The 22,433-nt window shown below is 67.0% G+C and carries 19 protein-coding genes and 2 pseudogenes; 17 read left to right on the forward strand and 4 right to left on the reverse strand.

Going from position 1 to position 22,433, the window contains the following annotated elements; translation table 11 throughout:
* Window positions 1–114: 114 nt before the first annotated feature.
* From DEO45_RS08795 to DEO45_RS08830, 8 genes are all read left to right on the forward strand, one after another.
* Window positions 115–2,241, forward strand: coding sequence for a S46 family peptidase (locus DEO45_RS08795; RefSeq protein ID WP_428992432.1), 2,127 nt, complete (start codon window positions 115–117; stop codon window positions 2,239–2,241).
* A gap of 87 nt (window positions 2,242–2,328) precedes the next feature.
* Entirely contained in the window at window positions 2,329–3,297 is a 969-nt protein-coding gene (gene miaA / locus DEO45_RS08800; protein ID WP_114342643.1) for a tRNA (adenosine(37)-N6)-dimethylallyltransferase MiaA, read from the forward strand.
* 134 nt (window positions 3,298–3,431) lie between these two features.
* Window positions 3,432–3,719 (forward strand): RNA chaperone Hfq, encoded by a 288-nt coding sequence (hfq, locus tag DEO45_RS08805; RefSeq protein ID WP_114342645.1) that lies wholly within the window; start codon window positions 3,432–3,434, stop codon window positions 3,717–3,719.
* Between the two features lie 57 nt (window positions 3,720–3,776).
* Entirely contained in the window at window positions 3,777–5,078 is a 1,302-nt protein-coding gene (hflX, locus tag DEO45_RS08810; RefSeq protein ID WP_114342647.1) for a ribosome rescue GTPase HflX, read from the forward strand.
* A gap of 167 nt (window positions 5,079–5,245) precedes the next feature.
* Window positions 5,246–6,316 carry an FtsH protease activity modulator HflK gene (gene hflK, locus DEO45_RS08815; protein ID WP_114342650.1) on the forward strand — a complete coding sequence of 357 codons (1,071 nt, stop codon included), beginning with the start codon at window positions 5,246–5,248 and terminating at the stop codon, window positions 6,314–6,316.
* Window positions 6,316–7,182 carry a protease modulator HflC gene (hflC, locus tag DEO45_RS08820; RefSeq protein ID WP_189339716.1) on the forward strand — a complete coding sequence of 289 codons (867 nt, stop codon included), beginning with the start codon at window positions 6,316–6,318 and terminating at the stop codon, window positions 7,180–7,182. The genes hflK and hflC overlap by 1 nt, the downstream gene beginning before the upstream one ends.
* 10 nt (window positions 7,183–7,192) lie before the next feature.
* Window positions 7,193–7,375, forward strand: coding sequence for a DUF2065 domain-containing protein (locus DEO45_RS08825; RefSeq protein WP_114342929.1), 183 nt, complete (start codon window positions 7,193–7,195; stop codon window positions 7,373–7,375).
* A 62-nt stretch (window positions 7,376–7,437) separates the two neighbouring features.
* The gene (locus DEO45_RS08830; RefSeq protein ID WP_114342655.1) at window positions 7,438–8,730 is read left to right on the forward strand and encodes an adenylosuccinate synthase; all 1,293 of its coding nucleotides are present in this window, start codon (window positions 7,438–7,440) and stop codon (window positions 8,728–8,730) included.
* 99 nt (window positions 8,731–8,829) lie between these two features.
* Here DEO45_RS08830 and DEO45_RS08835 read toward each other — a convergent pair whose 3' ends face one another.
* Together DEO45_RS08835 and DEO45_RS08840 are read right to left on the reverse strand one after the other, a co-directional pair.
* Complete coding sequence (locus DEO45_RS08835; protein WP_114342657.1) at window positions 8,830–9,363, reverse strand: REP-associated tyrosine transposase; 534 nt, start codon at window positions 9,361–9,363, stop codon at window positions 8,830–8,832.
* Between the two features lie 72 nt (window positions 9,364–9,435).
* Entirely contained in the window at window positions 9,436–9,933 is a 498-nt protein-coding gene (locus tag DEO45_RS08840; protein ID WP_114342660.1) for a winged helix-turn-helix transcriptional regulator, read from the reverse strand.
* A 148-nt stretch (window positions 9,934–10,081) separates the two neighbouring features.
* Here DEO45_RS08840 and DEO45_RS08845 point away from each other — a divergent pair, with 148 nt between their 5' ends.
* The 9 genes and pseudogenes from DEO45_RS08845 to DEO45_RS16595 all read left to right on the forward strand — a co-directional run bounded on the left by DEO45_RS08845 (window position 10,082) and on the right by DEO45_RS16595 (window position 19,889).
* Window positions 10,082–11,362, forward strand: a complete 1,281-nt coding sequence (locus tag DEO45_RS08845; protein ID WP_114342662.1) for a D-amino acid dehydrogenase — start codon at window positions 10,082–10,084, stop codon at window positions 11,360–11,362.
* Window positions 11,362–12,435: an alanine racemase gene (gene alr, locus DEO45_RS08850; RefSeq protein ID WP_114342664.1), complete on the forward strand. Its 1,074-nt coding sequence runs from the start codon at window positions 11,362–11,364 to the stop codon at window positions 12,433–12,435. The genes DEO45_RS08845 and alr overlap by 1 nt, the downstream gene beginning before the upstream one ends.
* Before the next feature lie 133 nt (window positions 12,436–12,568).
* A pseudogene (locus tag DEO45_RS08855) lies at window positions 12,569–13,195 on the forward strand (HD domain-containing protein).
* Window positions 13,196–13,452: 257 nt separating this feature from the next.
* Window positions 13,453–14,505, forward strand: a pseudogene (locus DEO45_RS08865) (DEAD/DEAH box helicase family protein); the annotation flags it as partial.
* A gap of 267 nt (window positions 14,506–14,772) precedes the next feature.
* On the forward strand, window positions 14,773–15,516 hold the full coding sequence (locus DEO45_RS08870; RefSeq protein WP_114342668.1) for a hypothetical protein: 744 nt from the start codon (window positions 14,773–14,775) through the stop codon (window positions 15,514–15,516).
* A gap of 42 nt (window positions 15,517–15,558) precedes the next feature.
* Complete coding sequence (locus tag DEO45_RS08875; RefSeq protein ID WP_147269692.1) at window positions 15,559–16,425, forward strand: hypothetical protein; 867 nt, start codon at window positions 15,559–15,561, stop codon at window positions 16,423–16,425.
* A 253-nt stretch (window positions 16,426–16,678) separates the two neighbouring features.
* Window positions 16,679–18,121 (forward strand): amidohydrolase, encoded by a 1,443-nt coding sequence (locus DEO45_RS08880; protein ID WP_114342674.1) that lies wholly within the window; start codon window positions 16,679–16,681, stop codon window positions 18,119–18,121.
* Window positions 18,118–19,473 carry an amidohydrolase family protein gene (locus DEO45_RS08885; RefSeq protein ID WP_114342676.1) on the forward strand — a complete coding sequence of 452 codons (1,356 nt, stop codon included), beginning with the start codon at window positions 18,118–18,120 and terminating at the stop codon, window positions 19,471–19,473. The genes DEO45_RS08880 and DEO45_RS08885 overlap by 4 nt, the downstream gene beginning before the upstream one ends.
* Before the next feature lie 236 nt (window positions 19,474–19,709).
* Window positions 19,710–19,889 carry a hypothetical protein gene (locus DEO45_RS16595; protein WP_189339707.1) on the forward strand — a complete coding sequence of 60 codons (180 nt, stop codon included), beginning with the start codon at window positions 19,710–19,712 and terminating at the stop codon, window positions 19,887–19,889.
* A gap of 118 nt (window positions 19,890–20,007) precedes the next feature.
* Here the strand turns inward: DEO45_RS16595 and DEO45_RS08895 are convergent, their stop codons facing one another.
* Together DEO45_RS08895 and DEO45_RS08900 are read right to left on the reverse strand one after the other, a co-directional pair.
* Window positions 20,008–21,012, reverse strand: coding sequence for a hypothetical protein (locus tag DEO45_RS08895; RefSeq protein ID WP_114342678.1), 1,005 nt, complete (start codon window positions 21,010–21,012; stop codon window positions 20,008–20,010).
* Window positions 21,013–21,118: 106 nt separating this feature from the next.
* Window positions 21,119–22,366 carry a S8 family serine peptidase gene (locus DEO45_RS08900; RefSeq protein ID WP_114342681.1) on the reverse strand — a complete coding sequence of 416 codons (1,248 nt, stop codon included), beginning with the start codon at window positions 22,364–22,366 and terminating at the stop codon, window positions 21,119–21,121.
* Window positions 22,367–22,433: the final 67 nt, after the last annotated feature.

Genomic DNA, 22,433 nt, shown 5'->3' on the forward strand with positions numbered 1-22,433 from the left:
GGCGGCAGTGTGCAATGCAGCGTTACCCACGCGGGCGTTCCGTTCTATGTTCGCAAATTATTGCGAACCGCCCGGGGGGGAACACGAATGCGCTTGAGGAAAATGGGACTCGTCATGGCCATGATGCTGGCACCGGCTGCACAGGCCGATGAAGGCATGTGGATGCCCTCGCAGCTGCCGGGCATCGGCGGGCAGCTGCACGCGGCGGGCTTCCAGGGCAATCCGGCCGACCTCGCCGATCTCACCAGGGCGCCGCTCAATGCAGTGGTCAAGGTCGGTGGCGCCACCGGCGCCTTCGTCAGCGACCAGGGCCTGGTGCTGACCAACCACCACGTCGCATTCGGGGTGATCCAGTACAACAGCAACGCCCAGCGCGACCTGATCCAGGACGGCTACGTCGCCGCCGACCGCTCGCAGGAGCTGCCGGCCAACCCCGACTTCCGCCTGCTGGTGACCACCGGCTTCGACAAGGTCACCGAGCAGGTGCTTGCCCGCGCCAAGGGCAAGACCGGCCGCGGCTATTACGACGCGGTGGACGCGGCGAGCAAGGCGCTGGTCGCCGAGTGCGAACGCGAAGCGGGTGTGCGTTGCAGCGTGGCTACCATGTTCTACGGCCGCGACTTCTACCTGGTGAAGCAGCTGGAGCTGCGTGACCTGCGCCTGGTCTATGCGCCGCCGCGTGCGATCGGCAATTACGGTGACGAGGTGGACAACTTCATGTGGCCGCGCCACAGCGGTGACTTCACCGTGCTGCGCGCCTACGTCGGCCCGGATGGCAAGCCGGCGGATTACGCGAAGGACAACCGGCCGTACACGCCGCCGGCGCATCTGCAAATCGCCCGCGAAGGCGTCAACGAGGGCGATTACGTGATGCTTGCCGGCTACCCCGGCATCACCTACCGCCATCGCAGCGCCGCCGAGTTCGCCGACCAGGTGCAGTGGCGCCTGCCTGCGGCGGTGGCGGCGATGAAGCAGCTGCAGGACGTAATCGAGGAGGCCGGCGCGGCGGACGCGCAGGCGAAGATCCGCTACGCCTCGCAGTTGCAGTCGCTGAAGAACGGCATCAAGCGTTTCAGCGGCGAGCTGGACGGCCTGAAGCGCAGCAACGCGGTGGCGGTGCGGCAGCAGGACGAGACGGCGATGCTGGCCTGGCTGGGCGGCCAGCGCACGGCGAAGACGCTGCGCCCGCAGATCGACGCCGCGATGGCGCTGATCGCCGACGGCAGCGCCACCCGCGAGCGCGACCTGCTGCTCGGCCTGATCCAGTCGCAGACCCAGCTGATGCGCTCGGCGCTGCGCCTGCAGCGGCTGGCGCACGAGCGCGGCAAGCCTGACGCCGAACGCGAGAGCGGCTACCAGCAGCGCGACGAGGAGCTGATCGCGGGCCAACTGCGCCAGGTGCAGCGCCGCTACGACCCGACGGTGGAAAAGCGCTTGGTCGGTGCGTTGCTGACCCGCTACCAACAACTGCCCGAGGCGCAGCGCCCGCCCGAGTTTGACGCCGCGTTCGGCCGCACCCCGGCCGAGTTGGCGGCGACGCTGGATCGCGTCTACGCCGCCACGAAACTGGGCGACGAAGCGCAGCGTCTGCATTGGCTCAAGGCCGCGCCAGCCGAACTGGTCAACAGCGACGACGCACTGCTGTTGCTCGCCGCGAAGTTGCAGCCCGCGCTGCTGCGCATCGACGACGAGCGCAAGGCGCGCGAGGGTGACCTGCTGCGGCTGCGCCCGGCCTACATGCAGGCGCTGATCGCCTATCGCGAGCATCAGGGCCGTGCGGTCTATCCGGATGCGAACTCCACCCTGCGCGTGAGCTACGGCAAGGTCACCCCGCTGAAGGCTCGCGACGCAGTCAGCTATGCGCCGCTTACCAGCACCACGGGCATCGTCGAAAAGAACACCGGCGTGGTGCCGTTCGACGCACCCAAGCCCCTGCTCGACGCGATCGCCAAGGGCGACTACGCCGGCTACCTGGACCCGAAGTCCGGCGCCATGCCGGTGAACTTCCTCAGCAACCTCGACACCACCGGCGGCAACTCCGGCTCGCCGGTGCTGAACGCGAAGGGCGAACTGGTTGGTCTCAACTTCGACAGCAACTGGGAGGCGGTCAGCGCCAGTTGGATGTTCGATCCGCGCTACAAGCGCGCGATCCACGTCGACATGCGCTACATGCGCTGGTTGATGGACAAGGTCTACCCGGCGCCATGGCTGCTGCAGGAGCTGGGCGTGCCGGCGAAGTAGGCCGCCTGTTCGCGCAAGCTCGGCAAGCACCAAGGCCCGCGTCGACGACGTGGGCCTTTTGCATGGAGCAGCCCCTAAACTAACGCGATGCCTGTCGACACCCGTCCCCTCGCCATCTTCCTGATGGGTCCCACCGCCTCCGGCAAGACCGCGCTGGCGTGCGAGCTGGGCGAACGGTTTCCGCTGGACCTGGTCAGCGTCGATTCGGCGCTGGTCTACCGCGGCATGGACATCGGCACGGCCAAGCCCGATCTGGCCACGCTGGCGCGCCATCCGCATGCGCTGGTCGATATCCGCGATCCCGGCCAGTCGTATTCGGCGGCGGACTTCCGCGCCGATGCGCTGCCGGTGATGCAACGGATCGGCGCGCAGGGCAGGGTGCCGCTGCTGGTCGGCGGCACCGGGCTGTATTTCCGCGCGTTGCAGCAGGGGCTGTCCGACTTGCCGGAGGCCGACCCGGCGACCCGCGCGCGGCTGGCCGCCGAGGCGCGGCAACTCGGCTGGCCGGCCATGCATGCGCGGCTGGCGACGCTCGATCCGGCTGCCGCCGGCCGCATCGGCTGCAACGACGTGCAGCGCCTGCAGCGCGCGCTGGAGGTGATCGAACTGACCGGCCGGCCGCTGTCCGAACTGCAGCGCGGCGGTGCGGCAACGCACTTCCCATGGCGGGTGCTGAAACTGGCCCTGCTGCCGGCCGACCGGCGCATGCTGCATGAGCGCATCGCCCGGCGTTTCGATGCGATGCTGGCGGAAGGCTTCCTGGACGAGGTACGCGCGCTGCGCGCGCGCGGCGACCTGCATGCGGACCTGCCGGCGATCCGCGCGGTCGGCTACCGGCAGGCGTGGGAGCACCTGGACGGCCAGACCGATGCGGTCGGGTTCCGCGACCGCGCCATCTTCGCCACCCGCCAGCTGGCCAAGCGGCAGATCACCTGGCTACGCAGCGAGGTCGGCGCCCGGCTGTTCGACCCGGACCAACCCGGCATGGCCGCCAGCGCCGCCACCGCGGTGCAGCTGTTTCTGGGCCAACCGGGCCGGGCAACCCCGCCAGCGTGACCCGGCGCACCTGCGTGGCGTGAAAATCTCCTTTCATCAATCATTTGAAAGCAGCTAACATCCCTGTACATGTTGGGCCGGGGCGCCATCGGCGTTTTTTCTCCGGTCTGTCCGAGGCAAGGGGAGAACAAGAAATGTCCAAGGGGCAGTCGTTGCAAGACCCGTTTCTGAATGCGTTGCGGCGTGAGCGCGTGCCGGTAGCCATCTACCTGGTCAACGGCATCAAGTTGCAGGGGACGGTGGAATCGTTCGACCAGTTCGTGGTGCTGCTGCGCAACCAGGTGAGCCAGATGGTCTACAAGCACGCCATCTCCACCGTGGTACCCAGTCGCAACGTGCGTATCGGCAATGGTCACGAAGGGCATGAGGGCAACGACCATCACGCCGACGCGCTGACCGCGTCCACCGACACGGACGCTTGATAGCCGCGGTGTCAGCCCGCATGAAGTGGGTCTGCTCCCGAAGGACCATGCCCACCCGTGTTTGACCGACAGAAGAAAGGCGACCGCGCCGTGCTGGTCCTGCCGCATTCGCGCGGCGAGGGCGACGCGGCGCGGCGCGCGGCAGAGTTTGCCGAGCTGGTGAAATCCGCCGGGGCCGAGGTGCTGGGCGTGATCGGCGCCCGCGTCGAGGATCCCAACCCCCGCTACTACATCGGTACCGGCAAGGCCGATGAGGTGGCCGAGGCAGCGCGTGCGCTGGAGGCCGACCTGGTGCTGGTCGACCATGTGCTGACCCCGGTGCAGGAACGCAACCTCGAGAAACATCTGGGCATCCGCGTGGTCGACCGCGCCGGCCTGATCCTGGACATTTTCGCCCAGCGTGCCCGCTCGCACGAAGGCAAGCTGGAGGTGGAGCTGGCCCAGTTGAAGCACCTGGCGACCAGGCTGGTCCGCGGCTGGACCCATCTGGACGCTCAGCGCGGCGGCGCCATCGGCAACCGCGGCCCGGGCGAAACCCAGCTGGAAACCGACCGCCGCCTGCTCGGCGAGCGGGTCAAGATGCTCAGCAAGCGGCTGGAGAAAGTGCAGACCCAGCGCGGCCAGCAGCGCCGTGCGCGGCTGCGCAACACGGTGCCGCGGGTCGCCCTGGTCGGCTACACCAACGCCGGCAAGTCGACCCTGTTCAATGCGCTGACCACCGGCGACGTCTACGCCGCCGACCAGTTGTTCGCCACACTCGATCCCACCGTGCGCAAGCTGGAGGACCTCAGCTGCGGCCCGGCGGTGCTGGCCGACACCGTCGGTTTCATCCGCGAGCTGCCGCACGACCTGGTCGCGGCGTTCCGCGCCACCCTGGCCGAGGCGCGCGACGCCGACCTGCTGCTGCACGTCAGCGACGCCGCCGACGAGGAGCGTGAGCGGTTGCACCACATCGTGGACAACGTACTGGAAGAGATCGACGCGGGCGACGTGCCGCAGCTGCACGTGATGAACAAGATCGACCTGGCCGGCGCCGAGCCGCGCATCGAGCGCGACGGTACCGGCAAGCCGGTGCGGGTCTGGCTGTCCGCCGCCAGCGGCGCCGGGCTGGGTCTGCTGCGGCAGGCTCTGGGCGAGCTGCTTGGCGGCGAACGGGTGCAGTCGGCGCTGCAGCTGCCGCTGTCGGCCGGCCGCCTGCATGCACGGCTGAAGGCCGCCGGCGCGATCCGCAACGAGACGGTGGACGAACACGGCTGGCAATTGCACATCGACGCGCCGCGCAGCGTGATCGCTCCGATCAGCGGTGGCGACGCGGACGAGAGCCGGCTGCTGCGCCAGCTGCTGGTCGTGGCGGAATGACGCCCCGGCGCGAGCCGGGCTCTGCTAGAATCCCCGCTGTTTGCGCGGCCGCGGAAGGCGGACTGCGCGGCATCCGACAGCTTTGGCTGGATCTTGTCTACAACCCGGTGCAACGCGTGTTCCGGCCGTGGTTGCCGGCCTCCCGACGGCCCCAAGGAGACTGACTCGTGGCGTGGAATGAACCCGGCAACAACGGGCAGCGCGATCCGTGGAACAGGAATCGCCAGGGCGGCAAGTCACCGCTGGACGATCTGCTCAACCAGGCGAAGAACCGGCTTGGCAAGCTGGGGCATGGCCCCGGAAGCCTCTTTACCGGCGTGCTGGTGCTGCTGGTGGTCGGCCTGCTGTTCAGCAGCTACACCATCATCGGCGCGCGCCAGACTGGCGTGGTGCTGCGCTTCGGCGAATTCTCGCGAACGCTGCCGCCGGGCTTCCACCTGAAGCTGCCGCAGCCGATCGAATCGGTCACCAAGGTCGAGGCCACGCGGATCCGCTCGGTCACCGACAAGGTGGCAATGCTGACCAAGGATGAAAACATCATCACGATCGACTTCACCGTGCAGTACCAGGTGGCCGATTCGCGCAAGTACCTGTTCTCGCTGAACGACCCGGACGGCACCATCGGCGCCGCCGCCGAGGCCGCCGTGCGTTCGGTGATCGGCGGCAGCGACATGGACCAGATCCTCTCCGCCGCCGGCGCCAACCTGGTCGTACAGGCGCAGGAAACCCTGCAGAAGACGCTGGACACCTACGATTCCGGCCTGCGCGTCACCGAGGTCAGCTTCCAGAACGTGGCGCCGCCGAACGAAGTGAAGGACGCCTTCGACGACGTCAACAATGCACGCGAGGACAAGCAGAGCATCGAGAACACCGCCCTGGCCTACGCCAGCAAGGTGGTGCCGGTGGCACGCGGCGATGCCGCGCGCATCGCCGCCGAGGCGGCCGGCTACAAGGCCGAGCGCGTCGCCCGGGCCACCGGTGACGCCGCCCGTTTCGAATTGCTGCTGAAACAGTACAAGGCCGCGCCGGAAGTGACCCGCAAGCGGCTGTGGCTGGAAACGATGGAACAGGTGATGGCGAAGAACCCCAAGGTGATCGACGGTTCCGGCGGCCGCAACATCATCAATCTGCCGGCGTCGCAGGGCGCCTCCGCGCCGGCGCAGGCCGAGGCGGGCACCACCGGCGCGGTGGTGTCGCAGCCGACCGGCGGCACGGCCCAGAAGGGGACGCAGCCATGATGAGGATCGGTTCCGTCATCGTCGCGCTCGTGATCGTCCTGCTCGGCCTGAACAGCATGTTCGTGGTCAGTGAGGGACACAGCGCACTGCTGCTGCAGTTCGGCCGCATCGTGCGTACGGACTACCAGCCGGGCCTGCATTTCAAGCTGCCGGTGATGCAGCAGGTGATGCACTTCGACAAGCGCATCCTGTCGCTGGACGCGCCGCCGGAGCGCTATTTCACCTCCGAGAAGAAGAGCGTCAACGTCGACTTCTACGTGAAGTGGCGGGTGGCCGACAACGCTGCCTACTACCGGGCCACCGGCGGCGACCAGTTGCAGGCGGCGCAGCGGCTCACCCCGATCGTGAAGGACGCGCTGCGCTTCGAGTTCAACGCGCGGACCTTGCCCGATCTGATCTCCGGCGGGCGCAAGGACATCACCGAACGTGTGCGCGCGCAGACCGACGCCTCGGCGCGCAAGAACCTCGGCATCGCCGTGGTCGACGTGCGCATCAAGCGCATCGACCTGCCGAACGAGGTCAGCGAGTCGGTGTACAAGCGCATGCGCGCCGAGCGCCTGCAGCTGGCCAACGAACTGCGTTTCACCGGCCAGGAAGCGGCCGAGAAGATCCAGGCCGATGCCGACCGTCAGGGCCAGGTGCTGCGCGCCGACGCCCAGCGCGACGCGGCCAAGGTGAAGGGCGAGGGCGACGCGGAAGCGGCGGCCATCTACGCGCAGGCATACACCCAGGATCCGGAATTCTTCACGTTCTACCGCAGCCTGGCCGCGTACCGTACCTCGTTCGAGGACGGCAAGGGCGTGCTGATCATGAAGCCCGACGATGAGTTCCTGCGCTATTTCGGGCAGCCTGCGCCGAAGCGCTGAGCCGATGGCGATGCACCGGCTGGTCGCCGCGTTTTGCCTGATGCTGGTGCTCGAGGGGCTGCTGCTGTTCGCGGCGCCCGAAGGCTGGCGGGCGATGGTGCGCGAGGCGCTGAAACTGCCGTCGCGTACGCTGCGGCTGTTCGGCGCGGGCACGATGGCAACTGGCCTGGTGCTGTTGCAGTTTTTTCATTGATACGTGCGGTCCCGTTGCGGAACGCCACCAACCTGATCGAGAACATCTCGGAGTAATGCAGCATGGGCAAGTCGGTAGTCATTCTGGGTGCGCAGTGGGGCGACGAGGGCAAGGGCAAGATCGTCGACCTGCTGACCGAACGGGTCAGCGCGGTGGCACGTTTCCAGGGCGGCCACAACGCCGGTCACACGCTGGTGATCAAGGGCAAGAAGACCGTGCTGCACCTGATCCCCTCGGGCATCCTGCGCGACGATGCGCTGTGCCTGATCGGCAACGGCGTGGTGCTGTCGCCGGCCGCGCTGATGACCGAGATCGCCGAGCTGGAAGCGAACGGCGTCGAGGTGCGTTCGCGCGTCAAGATCAGCCCGGCCACGCCGCTGATCATGCCGTACCACATCGCGGTGGACAAAGCGCGTGAGATCGCCGCCGGCGGCAAGGCCATCGGCACCACTGGCCGCGGCATCGGTCCGGCCTACGAGGACAAGGTCGCCCGCCGCTCCATCCGCGTCGCCGACCTGATGTACCCGCACGAGCTGCCGGCGTTGCTGAAGACCGCGGTGGACTATCACAACTTCATCCTCACCCAGTGGCTGAAGTGCGAGCCGGTCGATTACCAGCAGGTGCTGGACGATGCGCTGGCCTGGGGCGAGTACATCCGCCCGATGGTCGACGATGTCGCCACCATCCTGCACGACGTGCGCCGCGACGGCGGCAACATCCTGTACGAAGGTGCCCAGGGCGCGCTGCTCGACATCGACCATGGCACTTACCCGTACGTCACCTCGTCCAACACCACCATCGGCGGCGCGCTGGCCGGCACCGGCGTGGGCGCGGGCGACATCGACTACGTGCTGGGCATCTGCAAGGCTTACGCCACCCGCGTCGGCAGCGGTCCGTTTCCCACCGAGCTCCACGACGAGATGGGCGAGCTGCTGCGCAAGAAGGGCAACGAGTTCGGCGCCAGCACCGGCCGGCCGCGCCGCTGCGGCTGGATCGACCTGGTCGCGCTGAAGCGCGCCACCCAGATCAACGGCATCAACGGCCTGGCCATCACCAAGCTCGACGTGCTCGACGGCCTGGACACGGTCAAGGTCTGCATCGCTTACGAATACCGGGGCAAGCGCCGCGAACTGGCACCGCTCGACGCGGACGGCTGGGACGAGTGCAAGCCGGTCTACCTGGAATTCCCCGGCTGGCAGGAATCCACCGCCGGCATCCGCGACTGGAACCAGCTGCCGCCCGCTGCGCGCGCCTACCTGCGTGCGGTGGAGGAACTGTCCGGCTGCAAGCTGGCCCTGGTCGCCACCGGCGCCGACCGTGACGACACCATCAGCCTGGATGACCCGTTCGCGTAAGCGATGGTGGGGCCGGATGTTGGGGTTCGCTGGTGCTCACCCCAACCTACGGATTACGACGATTTTGTAGGTTGGGGTGAGCGCCAGCGAACCCCAACATCACCCCCGACGCTCACCGTCAACCGCGACCCGCTCTGGGTCACACGCCCAATCCGCCGCAATCATCCCCTCCCGGATATATCGGTGAATGGATGAATACGGCCAATCTGCTGCCCGGCTGGCATGCCCGTGCTTCACCGGGTTGATGTGCACGTAATCGACATGCCGTGCGAGATCGCTCTCATTGCGGATCTGATGTTCCCAGAAGCGGCGTTGCCAGATGCCGCGTTCACCCTTGCGTAGCCGGGAATCGCGAATGGCTTCGCCCCGTTCAATGGTGCGGGAAAAATTGGCCTTGATCAGCAGCCAGCGGGTGGAAAAATCCGTGTCGTCCGGCGGCAGCGCCCATACGGCGTGCATATGCTCAGGCAATACGACCCACGCGACGATCTCGAACGGATGACGCTGCTTTACCGCTCGTACCGCTTGACGAAGCGCGTCGATACGCTCGATCAGCAGGCAGCTGGAACGGTCGGCCAGATTGACGGTGAAAAAGTATGTTCCGCCGGTGGCACAGGCTCTTCGATAACGCATCGAGTCATCCTTGGCGATGTGGTTGTTGGGGTTCGCTGGCGCTTACCCCAACCTACGTCGTAGTCCTAGCTTCTATCTCGCTGCCTCCGCGCGCTCGCCCACCGGCAGGCTGAGCGTTTCCTTGATCTCTTCCATCACGATGTAGCTTTTCGAATCGCGTACGTTCGGCAGGGTCAGCAGGGTGTTGCCTAGCAGCTTGCGGTACGAGGCCATGCCCGAGATGCGTGCCTTGATCAGGTAATCGAACGCGCCCGAGACGAGGTGGCATTCCAGCACGTTGGGCAGGCGCAGCGCGGCGTTGCGGAATTCCTCGAAGATGTCGCCCGACTTGTAGGCCAGGCTGATCTCCACGAACACCAGCAGGCCGGCGCCGACCGTGTGCGGGTCGAGCCGTGCGTGGTAGCCGGTGATCACGCCGTCACGCTCCAGCCGCCGTACGCGCTCGGTGCACGGCGTGGTGGACAGGCCGACCCGCTCGCCCAGCTCGGTGAACGAGATGCGCCCCTCGTCCTGCAACACCCGGAGGATTTTCCGGTCGATTTTGTCGAATTCCCGCCGTTTGACCGCCATGCGCTCACCAGGGATTGCCAATCTTGCAGTGATTTTACCCGTGAACGTCGCAAAAGACAGAAAACAAGCCTGGCCGATCGTTCCTATACTCGCCGGCGATCATTTCCTGCGGCCCGGCCCGCGGGCCAACCGGCGGAAGGGGAGCGTGATGCGGGTATTGATTCTGGGCAGCGGCGTGATCGGAACGTGCAGCGCGTGGTACCTGGCGCGCGCCGGTTTCGAGGTGACCGTGGTGGATCGCGAAAGCGCGCCGGCACGCGAAACCAGTTTCGCCAACGCGGGCCAGATCTCGCCCGGCTACGCCTCGCCGTGGGCCGCCCCCGGAGTGCCGCTGAAGGCCTTGAAGTGGCTGTTCATGCGCCACGCGCCGCTGGCGATCCGGCCCGGCCTCGACCCGCAGCAATACCTGTGGCTGTTGCAGATGCTGCGCAACTGCACCGCCAGCCGTTATGCGGTCAACAAGGCGCGCATGGTGCGCCTGTCCGAATACAGCCGCGATTGCATGGACGAGTTGCGCGCCGAGACCGGACTGGATTACGAAGGCCGCCAGCTCGGCACCGTGCAGCTGTTCCGCACCCAGGCGCAACTGGACGACGCGGCCAAGGACATCGCCGTGCTCAGGCAGTACGGCGTGCCGTACGAACTGCTCGACCGCGCCGGCATCGTGCGGGTGGAACCGGCGCTGGCCGGGGTGGTCGACCAGCTCAGCGGCGCGCTGCGCCTGCCGAACGACCAGACCGGCGACTGCGAACTGTTCACCCGCCTGCTCGCCGCGCGGGCGCAGGCGGCCGGCGTCGAATTCCGCTTCGGCGCCACCGTGGAAAAGCTCGAACACGACGGCGGTCGCCTCACCGGCGTGCGCATCGACGGCAAGCTCGAACGTGCCGACCGCTACGTGCTGGCGCTGGGCAGCTATACGCCGCAGCTGCTGGCGCCGCTGGGTATCCGCCTGCCGGTGTATCCGCTGAAGGGTTACTCGCTGACCCTGCCGATCACCGATCCGGCGCTGGCGCCCACCTCGACCATCCTCGACGAAACCTACAAGGTCGCGGTGACCCGCTTCGACCAGCGCATCCGCGTCGGCGGCATGGCCGAGGTGTCCGGCTTCGACCTGTCGCTGTCGCCGCGGCGCCGCGCCACCCTGGAAAAAGTGGTCGGCGACCTGTATCCGCGCGGTGGCGACCTGAGCCGCTCCACCTTCTGGACCGGCCTGCGCCCAGCCACTCCCGACGGCACGCCGGTGGTCGGCGCCACCCGGCTGGACAACCTCTACCTCAATACCGGCCACGGCACGCTGGGCTGGACCATGGCCTGCGGTTCCGGCCGTTACCTGGCCGACCTGATCGCGGGGCGCAAGCCGCAGATCAGCAGCGAGGGCCTGGACATCTCGCGCTACAGTAGCCGCCCCTCCGCGGGAGTCCATGCCTGATGCGACCGGCACGTGCCCTGATCGACCTGGCCGCCTTGCGCCACAACTACCGCCTGGCGCGCGAGCTGGGTGGGCGCAAGGCGCTGGCCGTGGTCAAGGCCGACGCCTACGGTCATGGTGCCGTGCGCTGCGCACAGGTGCTGGAGGCTGAGGCCGACGGTTTCGGCGTGGCCTGCATCGAGGAGGCGCTGGAACTGCGCGAGGCCGGCATCCGTGCACCGATCCTGCTGTTGGAAGGCTTCTTCGAGGCCGACGAGCTGGCGCTGATCGACGCCCACGACCTGTGGTGCGTGGTGCAGGCCGAGTGGCAGATCGACGCGATCGAGCGCTCACGCCCGACCAAGCCGTTCACGATCTGGCTGAAGCTCGATTCGGGCATGCACCGGCTCGGCCTGGCCGCAGCGGACTACCGCGCCAGCCTGCAGCGTCTGCAGGCCATGCCGCAGGTGCGCGAAGTGGTGGCGATGACCCACTTCGCCCGCGCCGACGAGCTGGACTGTGAACGCACCACCGAGCAGCAGGCGCTGTTCCACCAGGTGTGCGACGAGTTGCACCTGCCCAGCAGCCTCGGCAATTCCCCCGCGCTGCTCGGCTGGCCCGAGACGCAGGGCGAGTGGGCGCGGCCAGGCCTGATGCTGTACGGCGCCACGCCATTCGCCGGCGCGCACCCCGTTGCCGATCGCCTGCGTCCGGTGATGACGCTGGAGTCGAAGGTGATCGGCGTGCGCGAGCTTGCCACCGGCGAACCGATCGGCTACGGCGCCCGCTTCGTCACCCAGCGCCCCAGCCGCATCGGCGTCGTCGCGATGGGCTACGCCGACGGCTACCCGCAATTTGCCCCCAACGGCAGCCCGGTCAGCATCGACGGCCAGCCCGGCGAACTGGTCGGCCGCGTGTCGATGGACATGCTCACCGTCGACCTCACCGACCACCCCGCCGCCGGCCTCGGCAGCCGTGTCGAGCTGTGGGGCAAACAGGTCCCGGTCAGCGAACTGGCGCTGCACAGCGAAAGCAGCGCGTACCAGCTGCTGTGCGGGCTGAAGCGCGTGCCGCGCAACTACGTCGACGCGTGAATGCTCCGCTCCTCTCCCTGCGTGCAGGGGTGTGAGGGGGTAAAGCTTCTACTCTTCAAGCCGCCCCCCGATCTCGCCCCTTGCGACCCATCGCTGCCACCATCGCGCGATGGAACCAGCCAGGGGGAACGCCATGACCGCACTCACCGAGCGCTTCAGCCGCGCCGTCGACTACTCCCGCGTCGCCCACGCCACGCAGGTGCGCAAGGGCTCGAGCATCCCGTACCTCTACCACCTGCTCGGCGTGGCCAGCCTGGTGATCGAGTTCGGCGGCAGCGAGGACTAGGCCATCGCCGGCCTGCTGCACGACACCATCGAGGATTGCGGCGCCGAGCATGAAACAACGATCCGCGCGCAGTTCGGCGACGCCGTCGCCAACATCGTCATGGACTGCACCGACGGCACCGCTGAAGGCAAGGCCAGCCGTACCGACCCCGAGGCCAAACGCCGCGACTGGATCGAACGCAAGCTCGGCTACCTCGCGCACCTGCGCCAGGCCCCGGACGCGACCCTGCTGGTTTCCGCCTGCGACCAACTGCACTACGCCCGCGCCATTGTGCAGGACCTCGAAGACCCCGAAACTGGCATCCACGTGTTCGAACGCTTCACCGGCGGCCGCGACGGCACGCTCGGCTACTACCAGGCGCTGGCGGAAATCTTCTCGGCACGCGGAGTCAAGGCGGCCAGGGTGCTCGACAGCACGGTGGACTGGATGCACGAGCTGGCTGGGGCAGGGGAGCGCAAGGCGCTCGCGGGGTGAGTCGCTGGCTTGAACCTGAGCCTCTGCAGCACGGCTGACGGGCTACGGGTTGCGCCGCATCAACGACGAATACGCGTGGTTGTGCAAGCCCGCCGCGGGCGCGTTACTGATCGCACAGTTGCGCTGTCACTATTGAGCGGCACGCATCTGTCGCGGCATACCAGCAGCGTCGATATGTTCCGTCGACTGGTCGGGGTCGTCCCGACGCCCTATGCTCTGACGTGTTCGAGTCGGGGGAGTCGCCAGAGTCATGCTTCATGGATAAGAAAAAACTGTCCGAAGCGGACATCTGCCTGAAGTTCATCACGCCCGACCTGGTCGCCAGCGGCTGGAACGTGGATGAGCAGGTGTTTCAGGAATTCACGCTCAAGGCCGGTCGCATGGTGGTGCGTGGCCATCGTGCCGCGCGCGACAATGCCAGCATCCGCCGCGCCGACTACATGCTGTGCCACCGTGCGGATCGCCCGCTGGCGGTGATCGAGGCCAAGGACAACACCCATTCGCTCAACGCCGGCATGCCACAGGCGATTGCGTACGCCGAACTGCTGGATGTGCCATTCGCGTTTTCCAGCAACGGCGACGGCTTTCTCTTCCGCGACCGCACGCTGGGTGACGGCGTGCTGGAACGCGAAATCACGCTCGACGAATTCCCCAGCCCCGACGAACTGTGGCAATGCTACTGCGCCTGGAAAGGCTGGTCGGCAGACGTGCGTCATGTGGCGGAATCGGCCTGGTTCCCCGGCAAGCCGCCGCGCTATTACCAGATCATCGCCGTCAACCGCATCGTCGAGGCGATCGCCGCGGGTCGCGACCGCGTGTTGCTGGTCATGGCCACCGGCACCGGCAAGACCTTCACCGCCTTCCAGATCATCTGGTGGCTGTGGAAGTCCGGTGCCAGGAAACGCATCCTGTATCTGGCCGACCGCAACATCCTGATCGACCAGACCATGGTCAACGACTTCAAGCCCTTCAAGGGCGCCATGGCCAAGCTCAGCCCGAACCAGAAAGGCGTGGAGCGGGTCGATGTCGAGACGGGACAGCGCTTCATCGACCAGCTCGACCTGGCCGTGCACAAGACCACCAAGCTCGTCGACAAGTCCTACGAGATCTATCTGTCGCTGTACCAGGCCGTATCCGGCCGCGAGGACGAGGACAACATCTACAAGCAGTTCTCGCCGGATTTCTTCGACCTGATCATCGTCGACGAGTGCCACCGCGGCAGCGCCGCCGAGGATTCCGCGTGGCGCGAGATCCTCACCTATTTCAGCAGTGCCGCGCAGATCGGCCTTACCGCCACGCCAACCGAATCTTGCAGCAACAAGTGTGCAACGGTACGTATTTCCGCTTCCGCCCGTCGCCGAACAACACCGCATCGTCACCCGCGTCGAACAACTGCGTTACCGCTGCTCCGATCTGCGCGAGCGCCTGCAGCAATCTCGCGCAACCCAGTCCCGTCTTGCCGATGCACTGGTGAGCGCAGCGACCCAACCATTTGCAGTCTGAGCAAAACGGGACTTACCAAGTTGATTTCCGACAGCTTCTTCGGTCTTTGATCTGAACCAACGCAAGGAATAGCCGTGAGCACGATCCGCAAGCGAGTCGCTGACATTCTTACCGACGCCATCAAGGCCAGCCCCAGCGGCATGCGCTGGGCGGAACTTCATCGCACCGCTGAGCGGGCCTTGCCAGCAGAGAACCAAAATTCCATCCACGGATCGATTCACTACTTCGCAAGCCATCTTCCCGACGAGATCAGCAAACCCGAAAGAGGTTTGTACGTTTATGGGGCAGAAACGCCGACGGAACTGAACTCACTTGGTGAACCCGCTGTAGCATCGATCAGCAGGCTCAAGGAACACGATTTCTATCAGCCGTTCGCAGATTGGCTGAAGGACGAGGTCGAGGAAGCCACGGTCGCGGTGCCACTTGGTGGGAACTGCCTTGGAACGAAATGGGGGACGCCGGATGTCATCGCTCTGTTCCAGCCCAGGCGCACCGATCCGATCAAGTTCTCTGAAGAGGTCATCGCGGCAGAGATCAAGACCGACACCAATCAGTTGATCGTGGCATTCGGCCAGGCTTGTGCGTACAAGCTCTTCGCACACCGCGTCTATCTGGTAGTGCCATGCACGGCCCCCAAGGCAGATCTTCAACGCCTTGATGCATTGGCCGGAGTCGTTGGTATCGGCCTGGTGAAGTTCAACCCTGACGATGCGGCAAACCCGGAGTTCGACGTGATGGCTCGCGCAGCCAAGCATGAGCCAGACTATTTCTATACGAACCAGGCGATCACCAAATGCGCTGAGGCGCTTAGGCTCTAAATCCGAGTCGATGAGTTTCAGTTAAAGGGATGATTGCTGACAATGACGGACGAGATCCTTCAACTTAAACCGAACTTTCACGGTGTAGGCGTTGACCTGAAGGCGCTGTGGAGGAGATGGAGAAAGCCACCACGTAGCCCCTTCGAGATTGCAGCAACTCGATTTGTCGAACTTTTTGAGCAGCATGGCGTCGCCATAACGCAGATCCCAAGATTGCTGCCCGAGATCAATCTGTCACAGCTGGCATCCCCAGCGAACATGCTTACCGCTCTCACCGACGAAGTGTTGGAAGCGGCTTCTGCCTTATTTGGTGTTCGTCGTGAGTGGTTGGAAGGCGCGAGCGAGCGAATCTATCCACTTCGCCATTGCTACAAGTCGCCGCACAGGTTCTTCGAGGAGCTTCGTTCCCTGGCACCTCCCGCCATGATTCTCCCGGTCCGTGCATTCACCACCGACAAACACCTCGACTACCGCAAATGGGGTAGCCAGCGTCTGGAACTGGTGCTTGTTGAACGCGCTGGTTGGCTGGGGGATGACGAAGAGATTGAGCGTTACCGGCCCTTTTCGGATGGATGGGAATGGGGCTATGAGAGGACAAGACTGGAATTGAAGGCGATCGTCGCGAACTACGGGCATCCGGTGCCGCTGTTTCAGGTATCTCGGAAAGCGATGGATGCACTCTATTCGGGCGAGATCTTCCCGAGGGCTTTGCTGCAGGGCCCCTTGTGTACCGACCCCTCGCTTGAGGACTACTGCATGCCGGTGAGTCAAAACCGTCAGGCTCGCGAAACCGAAGAGTTGGAAGAGGTGGCTGTGTATCGCAAGGCTATCGATGCGGAACCCCCCAGCTTATTGAGCCGCTCGCAACTCCAAAACGGAAAGCGGACGGAAGAAGTCAAGTCAGGCTGACTTCCCCGGCCTCCTTGATCCGAATGGCCCCATCCATAGGCCGTGCATCGTGGCGGTGCATGTCGATTCAGGATTCCGGCCCAGACACGGCGTATGCACTTTCTGCCGCCCCGCATCGCTTGTACCTGGAACACCGTTCGCGCAAGCAAGACTTTGCCAGCGCTTCCATGTACGGTTTGCAGACGGCGGCGATGGACGCGCCGTACCTCGCTGCCAGGGCAGGCGTGGTATTGGGGCCAACTTGGGAGCGAAGATGAAATCGTCACACTTGCGAGCGGCAGCGCTCGCGGTTTTGCTGGTGGTGTCCGCGGGGATTGTTGCCAATGCAGCGGCCTCACTGCCGGCCGAGTTTCCGCCGGACGCCTTCCCGTCCACCTACCAGCCGCTGCCTTCGCAGACCACGCTGATCCAGCACGCGACGATCTACACCGGCACCGGCGAGCGCATCGACGATGGGTCGGTGCTGCTGCGCGACGGCAAGGTTGCGGCGGTCGGCAAGAACATCGAGGCGCCCGCCGGCGCCGTCGTGATCGACGCCAGGGGCAAATATGTCATGCCCGGACTCATCGACGTGCATTCGCATCTGGGCGTGTATCCGTCGCCCGCGGTGGAGGCCACCGCCAACGGCAACGAGATGACCAATCCGACCACGCCGCAGGTGATGGCCGAGCATTCGGTCTGGCCGCAGGACCCGGGTTTCAACACCGCGCGCGCCGGTGGCGTGACCACGCTGGAGATCCTGCCCGGTTCCGGCAACCTGATCGGCGGTCGCAGCGTGGTCTTGAAGAACGTGCCGGCCACCACCGTGCAGGGGATGAAATTTCCGGATGCGCCGTACGGCTTGAAGATGGCCTGCGGCGAGAACCCGATGCGGGTCTACGGCAGCCGCCACCAGTTTCCGTCGACGCTGATGGGCGACGTCGCCGGCTATCGGCAGGCGTTCGCCGATGCGCAGGCCTACGACCGCGAGTGGAAAGCGTGGGAAGCCAAGGTCAAGGCCAAGGGCGCCGTCGATGCCGGCCCGCCGCCCAAGCGTGATCTTGGCAAGGAAACCCTGGCCGAAGTACTCGACGGCAAGATCCGCGTGCAGATGCATTGCTATCGCGCCGACGAGATGGCCGCCTTGCTCGACGTGGCGCACGAGTTCGGCTTCGGTATCGCCGCGTTCCACCACGCCGTCGAGGCGTACAAGATTCCGCACCTGCTGGCCAAGGCCGACACCTGCGCGGCGATGTGGGCCGACTGGTGGGGCTTCAAGATGGAAGCGTGGGACGGCATCCGCGCCAACATCGCGATGGTCGATGCCGGCGGCGCCTGCGCGATGATCCACTCGGACGACCAGAACGGCATCCAGCGCCTCAACCAGGAAGTGGCCAAGGCGCTGGCGGCAGGCCGGCGCGCCGGGCTCGACATCAGCAAGGAGCACGCGGTGATGTGGATGACGCTCAACCCGGCCAAGGCGCTGGGCCTCGCCGACCGCATCGGCTCGCTGGAACCGGGCAAGGATGCCGACGTGGTGATCTGGAGCGCCGACCCGTTCAGCGTCTACGCGCGTACCGAGAAGGTGTTTCTCGACGGCGCCGTGGTGTTCGACCGCGACGATCCGAAGCGACAATCCACCTCCGACTTCATGCTGGGCAGCTCGATCGACCCGCACGCCGCCGACGCCGCCGCCGCAGGGGAGGGCGCACGATGAAATACCTGACCATGATCCTGGCGATGCTCTGCGTCGCCTGCAGCCCCGCCGACCGTTCGGCGGACCGTACCGATACCGGCGCGTCGAGTGCGAACAAGCACGCCGCCGGCGACGGCAAGACCTACGCCATAACCGGCGGCACCGTATACACGCTGGGCGCCGCCGGCAAGATCGAGCACGGCACGGTGCTGGTCAAGGATGGCAAGATCGCCGCGGTCGGCGCCAACGTCGACATTCCCGCCGATGCCGAGCGCATCGACGCCAGCGGCAAGATCGTCACGCCCGGCATCTTCGATCCGCAAAGCCAGTTCGGCATCGTCGAAGTGGGTGCGGTCAAGGAAACCCGCGATGCCTCGGCCGGTGACTCGCGCTTCAGCGCCGCGTTCGACGTGGCTGACGCGATCAACCCGCGCTCGGTGCTGATCCCGGTCAACCGCATCGCCGGCGTGACCCGCGCGATGGTCTCGCCCACCAACGGCGACAAGCACATCATCGCCGGCCGCGGCGCCATCATCGACCTGGGTTCCACCGAAGGCTTCATCCATCGCGACGCGGCAGCGATGTTTGCCGCGCTGGGCGAGACTGGCGCCGCACAGGCCGGCGGCTCGCGCGCGGCCGCGATGCTGGCCCTGCGCGAGGCGTTGCAGGATGCGAAGGACTACGCCGACAACACCAGCGCCTACGCCAGCAACCAGCGCCGCAAGTACGCGCTGACGCGGCTGGACCTGGAGGCGCTCGGCCCGGTGCTGGCGGGCCAGGAGCCGCTGGTGCTCCACGTCGAGCGCGCCAGCGACATCGAGGCTGCGCTGCGATTGGCCCGCGACTTCAAGCTGAAGCTGATCGTCTCCGGCGGCGCCGAGGCCTGGATGGTCGCCGACGAACTCGCCGCCGCCCACGTGCCGGTGCTGCTCAATCCGCTGGAAGACCTGCCGGCGCACTTCGAGACACTGGGCTCGACGCTGGAGAACGCCGCGCGCCTGCAGAAAGCCGGCGTGCTGATCGCCTTCGCCACCGGCGACACCCACAACGCGCGCAACGTCACCCAGGCCGCCGGCAACGCGGTAGCCAACGGCCTGCCGTGGCTCGATGCCTTGAAGGCGCTGATGTTGAACCCGGCGCGGATCTACGGCATGGACAAGGACGTGGGCACGCTGGAGCAGGGCAAGCTGGCCGACGTGGTGATCTGGAGCGCCGACCCGCTGGAGCTGTCCAGCTTCGCCGACCAGGTATTCATCGCCGGCCGCAAGATTCCCATGGTCAGCCGCCAGACCATGCTGCGCGACCGCTACATGCAGGCGATGCGGGAAAAGCAGGCGTTGCCGCCGGGTTACATCACGCCGACCGCACAGTAGGACATGGTGGGGAACGGGCGAGGCCTGATTGAAGCATCAGGCCTCGCTGTCCCCGGCGGGATCCGGTGCCTTCGGCCGTTCTTGGCGCGATGAGGCACTGGATTCCCGGACAACCCCGGCGTGTTGTCCCGCAATTTCAATCTGGAAGGTTATCAGCGCGGCATCGCCACGCTGGATGCGTTGCGCCCGCGCTGGTGCGGCTGGGCAGGCTGCATCAGCGCAGCAACGACACCGAGATGGCGATCGGCAGCGACCTGATGACCAACGCGCTGGAGGGCTACGCGGTGTTCAAGGTGGCCGGCAAGGGGCAGGGGCTGGACGATGCGCGCAAGGCGCTGTCCGCCCGCTTTGCCCGCGGACCACGCACACCCGCGCAGCCGACTGGTCCTGCGCCGAGCGGGCCTCCGGCGGTGTGAGTCTGGATTCGCTGTATCTCTGGTGAGACCAAAGGGGCCCCGCACCATGCGGGGCCTCTCTTTTTGCCACGAAGAAGCCCCCGCAAGCGGGGGCTTCTGGTTCTACGCTGCCGTCAACTCAGTGCTGCGCATTCGCGCTGGCACTGGCGTTGCCGTCGGCCTGCGTCGAGGCGGACACGCCGTTGCGGGCCGAGCCGTGCGCGCGGGCGTGGCCGCTGGCGTTGGCCGAGCCGCTGCCGCCTGCGCTCGAGCCGGCGTTCGCATCACTGTTGCCATGGGCCGCGCCGGAGCCCGACGCATCGACCGATTTGTTCCCGATATTGTCCGCGGCACCCGATGCGTGCGACAGCAGGCCGGGCTTCGAGGCGGTTTCGTTGCCCGACTGGGTACCCGGGCCGGCCGAGCTTGCCTGCGATGCGCTGCCGGCGGCATCCGTGCCGAGCGAGCCGGCGGCGCGGGACGACTGCGCACCGTTGGCGGTCGCCTGCTCGGCCGTGTTCAGGCCGGTACCGGCTGGAGCCTCGGCGCTCGCGGGTGCGTTCTGCACGCGGCTCATTGCATTGCGGGTGCCGCGTTCGGCCGTCGAGACGGCTGAACGCGCGTGGCTGGCGGCCTGGCCTGCGGTGCCGGCCGCGGCATCGCGCGTGCCCGTGGTATCGACGGCGCCGGTGGCGGACGAGCCCAGTTCCCCGGCGCCATCCAGCGCGGCGTTGTTGCCATTGCCATTGCCGGCGTTGGCGGCAGCCGCGCCGGTGAGGCCGCCGGCGGCGCCGGCGACTGCCTGGCCGTTCACCTGACGGGCGGCTTGTGTGGCGGTGCCGGTGGCCGAGGCAGCGGTCGAGGCGGCACGCTGGCGCAGCCGCTCCGCGCGCCGCTCGGCCGCACGCTGGTTGATGTCCGGAGTACCGATATTGCCCATGCCGCGGGCGGAGCCGTCGAGCTGGCCGCCCACCTGGCCCATCGTGGCATTGACGGGACCGCGCAAGCCGCCGGTGATGCCGCCGCCGAGTGCGCCGCCCAGCACCTGGGCGTGCAGCGGGGCCATCGTGGCCAGGGCCAGGGCCAGGGCGCTGGCGAGCAGGGCGCTGTTGAGAGTCTTGTTGCTGAGAGTCGTGTTGCGCATGTGGGGACCTCCTGCCTGCGGCCGATCCGCGGCTTCCGAGGTCCTGTACGTTCGTGCCGGAAAGATCCTTCCCTGTCGGCGGGCTGCGGTTGGGTGCTGTTCAGATTCAGGGCGACAGCAGGCCGTAGCCGCAGCGCGGGTCGCGGCCTGCGGTGCCGGGCCGGCGGGCTTCGCCGATCAGGTGCTGCTGCACCTGCGCCGCGGCCCCCTCGCGGGGTGCGTCCAGCAGTTGCGCGGCTTTCCGCGCCACGATCGGCGCCGCGAACGAGGTGCCGCGCAATGCGTCGCGGCCGCTGCCGACCACGCCGGACGCGCAGAAGTCCACCTGGTCGCCGCTGCCGGATTCGGGCAGCACGCGGTCGTGCGCGTCGACGCCGCCGACGCCGATCACATCCGGGTACGCCGCGGGATACAGCGGGGGTGCCGCCGGCCCATCGTTGCCGACCGCGCTGACCAGCACGTGGCCGCGCGCGATCATCGCCTGCACCGCGCGCGCCAGCACCGGGTTGTCCGGCCCGACCAGGCTGATGTTGACCACTGCCACGCGCTCGCGCGCCATCCATGCCAGCGCGTCCACCAGGTTCGAGGTGGCGCCGCCGACCGCATCGCCGCACCACAGGTCGGCGGCGTATAGCGTGTCCGGGTCGCCGGCGACGAGGCGGGCGGCGACCGCGGTGCCGTGCTTCGACGGGTTCGCCGTCCTGCAACCGTGCTGCTCGATGCGCGCGTGCGCCAACGCGGGATCGGCCGGATCGACGCCGCCATCGATCAGCCCCACTCGTTGCGCCGGTGCGTTGGACGACGGGGCCGCCGAGGTCGCTGCACGGGCCGGCTCGCCGGTACCGGCGGGCAGGTAGAGATGCTGATAGGTGAAGGTCGCGGCCGGAGCAGCCTGTTGCAGGGCACGCATGGCGCTGGCCGTGCGGCGGCCGCGGGTGTCACTCAGCACCACGAAGTCCAGGCCCAGCGTCGCGTCCGCCGGTGTCTCGCGATCCACCGCGAAACCCAGCGCCTGCACCGCATCGCGCTGTGCTTCCGACAGGCCCATGGCGAGGAATTCGCCGCGCAGGATCGGCGCACCGCGGGGATCGACGTCGACGCGCCGGGATTCCCTGCGCAGCAGCAACTCGACCTGCAACTTGCGCGTGATGGCCAGTGGTCCGCGAAGCAGGTCGTCGACGTTGCGCAAAGGCTGGGCCGGAACGACGCCGGGCAGGTTCGTGCCGGGCACCTGCAGGTTGGGCAGGCCCTGCACCGGCCCGAGTACCTGCGCCCGTGCAGGCGTCGCGCCGAGCACCGCAAGCGCGATGGCCAGCAGCGGGGCGAGCATGGCGGACGGGCGGTGCAGCGGCATGGCCGGGGCCTCGGGAGCGACGGGGCCGGATGCTAGCATGGGCCCGCTTTACGCCCTCGAACTGCGC

The sequence above is a fragment of the Rhodanobacter denitrificans genome, assembly GCF_003335105.1.
Classification (GTDB): domain Bacteria; phylum Pseudomonadota; class Gammaproteobacteria; order Xanthomonadales; family Rhodanobacteraceae; genus Rhodanobacter; species Rhodanobacter denitrificans_A.